General features: G+C 60.1%; 4 protein-coding genes. 1 reads left to right on the forward strand and 3 read right to left on the reverse strand.

The window, feature by feature from the left end; all coding sequences use genetic code 11:
* Nucleotides 1-48 precede the first annotated feature (48 nt).
* From mapR to F8N49_RS25850, 3 genes are all read right to left on the reverse strand, one after another.
* Nucleotides 49-1,461: a GntR family transcriptional regulator MpaR gene (gene mapR, locus F8N49_RS25840; protein WP_151553118.1), complete on the reverse strand. Its 1,413-nt coding sequence runs from the start codon at nucleotides 1,459-1,461 to the stop codon at nucleotides 49-51.
* A 238-nt stretch (nucleotides 1,462-1,699) separates the two neighbouring features.
* Complete coding sequence (gene ccoG / locus F8N49_RS25845) at nucleotides 1,700-3,130, reverse strand: cytochrome c oxidase accessory protein CcoG (protein ID WP_151553120.1); 1,431 nt, start codon at nucleotides 3,128-3,130, stop codon at nucleotides 1,700-1,702.
* A 195-nt stretch (nucleotides 3,131-3,325) separates the two neighbouring features.
* Nucleotides 3,326-3,574 (reverse strand): DUF3203 family protein, encoded by a 249-nt coding sequence (locus F8N49_RS25850; protein ID WP_016774630.1) that lies wholly within the window; start codon nucleotides 3,572-3,574, stop codon nucleotides 3,326-3,328.
* 123 nt (nucleotides 3,575-3,697) lie between these two features.
* On the opposite strand from F8N49_RS25850, the gene F8N49_RS25855 reads away from it, so the two are divergent.
* A complete protein-coding gene (locus tag F8N49_RS25855; protein WP_071172355.1) occupies nucleotides 3,698-4,210 on the forward strand; it encodes an MgtC/SapB family protein in 513 nt (170 codons plus the stop codon).
* Nucleotides 4,211-4,513 lie beyond the last annotated feature (303 nt).

The raw sequence follows: 4,513 nt of genomic DNA on the forward strand, positions 1-4,513 counted from the left end.
TGTGGGAGCTGGCTTGCCAGCGATGAGGCCGGTGCAAACAGCACAGAATCATCCGAACGACCGCACAATCCGCCCCAACGTCTCCATGGCCTTTTCCGATTCTTCGGTCCACGGGCTGCCGTAATTCAAGCGAATGCAATTCCTGAAACGCTGGGTCGGCGAGAATATCGGCCCCGGCGCGATGCTGATGCCTTGCGCCAATGCCATTTGAAACAGCTTCAGCGAATCCATCTGCTCCGGCAATTCCAGCCACAGAAAGTAGCCGCCCGCCGGCTGGCTGACCCGGGTCTGCGCCGGAAAATACCGAGCAATCGCCGCGAGCATCGCGCTCTGCTGTTCTTCCAGGGCATAACGCAGTTTGCGCAGATGCCGATCGTAGCCGCCGTGTTGCAGATAATCGGCAATTGCCGCTTGCGCCGGCATCGAAGCGCACAGCGAGGTCATCAGCTTCAGTCGCTCGATCTTCTGCGCGAAACGCCCGGCCGCCACCCAGCCGATGCGATAACCGGGCGCGAGACTTTTGGCGAACGAGCCGCAATGCATGACCAATCCTTCGGTATCAAAAGCCTTGGCCGGTTTTGGCGCCTGTTGCCCGTAATAAAGCTCGGCGTAGACGTCGTCTTCGATCAACGGTACCTGATGCTGACGCAGCAGTTCGACCAGTTCCTGTTTCTTCGCCTCGGGCACGGTCGCGCCCATTGGGTTCTGGAAACTGGTCATGCACCAGCAGGCCTTGATCGGATGGCGTTCCAGAGTTTGCGCGAGCACGCCGAGGTCGATGCCGTCACGCGGGTGCACGGGGATTTCCACGGCTTTGAGCTTCAGGCGCTCCAGCACTTGCAGGCAGGCATAAAACGCCGGGGCCTCGATGGCCACCAGATCGCCGGGCTCGGTCACTGCTTGCAGGCACAGGTTCAGCGCTTCGAGAGCGCCGTTGGTGATGAGTAGCTCTTCCATCGGCAGCATCAGCCCGCCGACCATGTAGCGCAGGGCAATCTGTCGGCGCAGTTGCGGGTTGCCCGGCGACATGTCGGTGACGACCATGCGCGGATCCATCTCCCGCGCGGCGCTGGCCAGGGAGCGCGACAGGCGTTGCAGCGGGAACAGCGTCGGGCTGGGGAAGGCTGAGCCGAACGGCACGGTGTTGGGGTCTTTGATCGAATCGAGTACCGAGAACACCAGCTCGCTGACGTCGACTTCGGTGGATTCGTTGACCTGGCTGCTGATCACCGGCTCGGAAAATGTGCTCGGTGTATGGGCGTTGACGAAGTAACCGGAGCGCGGCCGGGCGCGGATCAGGCCGCGGCGTTCGAGCAGGTAATAGGCCTGGAACACGGTCGACGGGCTGACCCCGTAAGCCTGGCTGGCATAGCGCACCGACGGTACCCGCTGGCCAGGGCCGAGGACCCCGGAGCGGATCAGTTCAGCGATGTCGTCGGCGAATTTTTCGTAGCGTTTCATCGGTGGGCCTTGGTGGACTTGATTTTGTGGGGTGTCAGGGAAGAAGCCCTCACCCTAACCCTCTCCCAAAGGGAGAGGGGACTGATTGGGGGATGCTGATGAAATATGCCGACCTGACAGTGCTTTGCCGAATCCATAATCGACTCGGTCTTTCAGGTCGATGCATAGCGACAGACACCTCGGTCGGCTCCCTCTCCCTCCGGGAGAGGGCTGGGGTGAGGGCAGCAGTGCCAGCTCCTCAACGATTCATCGGCGCCACAAACCGGCTGTTCGCCACGCTGTATACCTGCGGCTCGTCACTGTCTTCAATCCTGAAACTCAACGTCTGCGAACTGCTCGCCGGGCGCTCGGTGGTCATCGCCACCGACACCGGCACATCGACAATCTCCCCGGGCGCCAGGCTCAATGCTGTTTTGCCCTGCAACTCAAACCCGTCGCCATCAACCAGACTCAACCGGTAATCCTGCCGTTGCTGAGTCTTGTTGATCACTTTCAGCGAATAAATATTCTCGATCTGCCCTTGAGCGTTCTCGCGGAACAACCCGCGATCCTTGGTCACGTCCAGCGACACCATTGGCCGCTCGATCAATGCCAGTGCTAACGCTCCAATCATCACCAGTAACACCGCCGTGTAGCCAATCAAACGCGGACGCAGCAGGTGAGTCTTGCCGCCCTGCAATTCGCGCTCGGAACTGTAGCGGATCAGGCCGCGCGGGTAATGCATTTTGTCCATGATCGAATCGCAGGCGTCGATGCATGCTGCGCAGCCGATGCATTCCATTTGCAAGCCATTGCGGATATCGATGCCGGTCGGGCAGACCTGCACGCACAACTGGCAGTCGATGCAATCACCCAGGCCGGCTTCGACCGGGCGCACGTCACGCTTGCGCGGACCCCGGTTTTCGCCGCGGCCGGCGTCGTAGGCAATGGTCAGCGTGTCCTTGTCGAACATCACACTCTGGAACCGCGCATACGGGCACATGTGCATGCACACCGCCTCACGCAGCCAACCGGCGTTGATGTAGGTGGCGGCGGCGAAGAACAGCACCCAGAACAGACTGACGCCACCGATCTGCAGGGTCAGCAGATCTTCGGCCAGCGGCCGGATCGGGGTGAAGTAGCCGACGAAGGTCAGGCCGGTCATCACGCTGATCGCCAGCCACAATGTGTGTTTGGCGGCACGCCGCGCCAGTTTGTTCAGGTTCCATGGCGCCGCTTGCAGTTTGATCCGCTGGTTGCGCTCGCCTTCGGTGATCTTCTCGCACCACATGAAGATCCACGTCCACGAACTCTGCGGGCAGGTGTAACCGCACCAGACGCGACCGGCAAACACGGTGATGGCGAAGAGTCCGAACGCGGCAATGATCAACAGCGCCGAGAGCAGAATGAAATCCTGCGGCCAGAACGTCGCGCCGAAGATGTGGAATTTGCTTTCCGCCAGATCCCACAGCACCGCCTGCCGACCGCCCCAGTTCAGCCACACGGTGCCGAAAAACAGCACGAACAGAAGTCCGGCACCGCTCATACGCAGGTTGCGGAACAGGCCGGTGAAACTGCGGGTGTGGATCTGCTTGTCGGTGGATCCGGCAGTCGCCTTCAGTGGGCGCGCGGGTACGCTTTTTATTGTTGGCGATGCTTCTACGGTTCGGACGGGGATTTGCTCGCTCATGTTCGTTCGCTCATCAGCCTCCATCAGGCCGATGCACTATGAGCGCCGATCTGTTTGCAGAACAGACTCAGGTTTGGCAATAAAAAGCGGATCAGATGAGGTTTGGCGCAATGCCTGCGACAACGTGAAGCAACCTGTCAGGCAAGGCGCAAACGCCTATTGCAGGCGTCTCCGTCGGGTGTTGATCGAGATCAATCAAACCACCGAATCACTGTCATCGGCCTTCAGATGTTTGCGCCCGTCCTTGGCCCCGGCGACGGTCAAGGCATCGGCTTCTGCTTCGGTGATGTAGGTGCGTTTGCCTTCGATTTCCACGAACGACATGGCTTTGTCACTGTCGGTCAGGACTTCAAGGGTGTCGCAGATGCGAATTTCCTCACCATGCTCGACGGTAAAAAAACACACTTTCTGCTCGGGGTTGGATTCATCGATTCGAACGGGCATGGCGGCAGTCCTTGTTCCAGGGAGGTCTGCATATTAGGAAGCGCAGCGCGCCGATCGTTCTGCGCAACCGATTAATGGTCGCTGTTGTCCATCGCTTATCAAGCCAATAACAAGGGAGGCACGATGGAAGACTGGTGGGATGAAGTGTGGGCCACGATGCAAGCCGAGTTCGCAGATATCGGTGATGCCTCGCAAATGACCCGGATCACCGTACGCCTGGTGATGGCGGCGATTCTCGGCGGGATACTCGGTTTCGAGCGCGAGCATAAAGGCAAGGCAGCGGGCGTGCGCACGCACATGCTGGTGGCATTGGGTGCTGCGCTATTCGTATTGGTGCCGCAGACCTCGGGCGCAGAATCCGATGCCATGAGTCGGGTCTTGCAGGGCGTGATTGCCGGGATCGGCTTTCTCGGCGCCGGGACCATTCTGAAAAATCAGCAGGGCGACGAATCCCATGTCAAAGGCCTGACCACAGCAGCTGGATTGTGGATGACGGCGGCGATCGGCGTGGCGGCGGGGCTGGGCAAGGAAGCGACGGCATTGCTCAGTACCATTCTGGCGCTGGCGATCTTCAGCGTGATGCCTTACGTGGTGAGAGTGTTCGAAAAGGATGTCGACAAGAATGACCACCTCTGACTCAGCGCCAACTGATGATCGTTCCCACGCTCCGCGTGGGAATGCTTCAACGGACGCTCCGCGTTCGGCTCTGGATGGGACGCAGAGCGTCCCGGGCTGCATTCCTTTGCTGCGCGTGGGAACGATCAGATCAGACGCGGAGCATGGGGACGATCAGGGGGCAGGGGTCAGACGATCACTGGTGGCATCGTATTCGGTGGCTCTTCTTTCGGCGGTGGCGTGGTGCCTGGCGGCTCTTGCTCGGGCACTGGTGTCGGCTCGGTGTACGGCAGGGTGGGTTTGTCGATGTTCGGATCGGGCGTT

Source organism: Pseudomonas sp. GXM4, from assembly GCF_008923895.1.
Taxonomy (GTDB): Bacteria; Pseudomonadota; Gammaproteobacteria; order Pseudomonadales; family Pseudomonadaceae; genus Aquipseudomonas; species Aquipseudomonas atacamensis.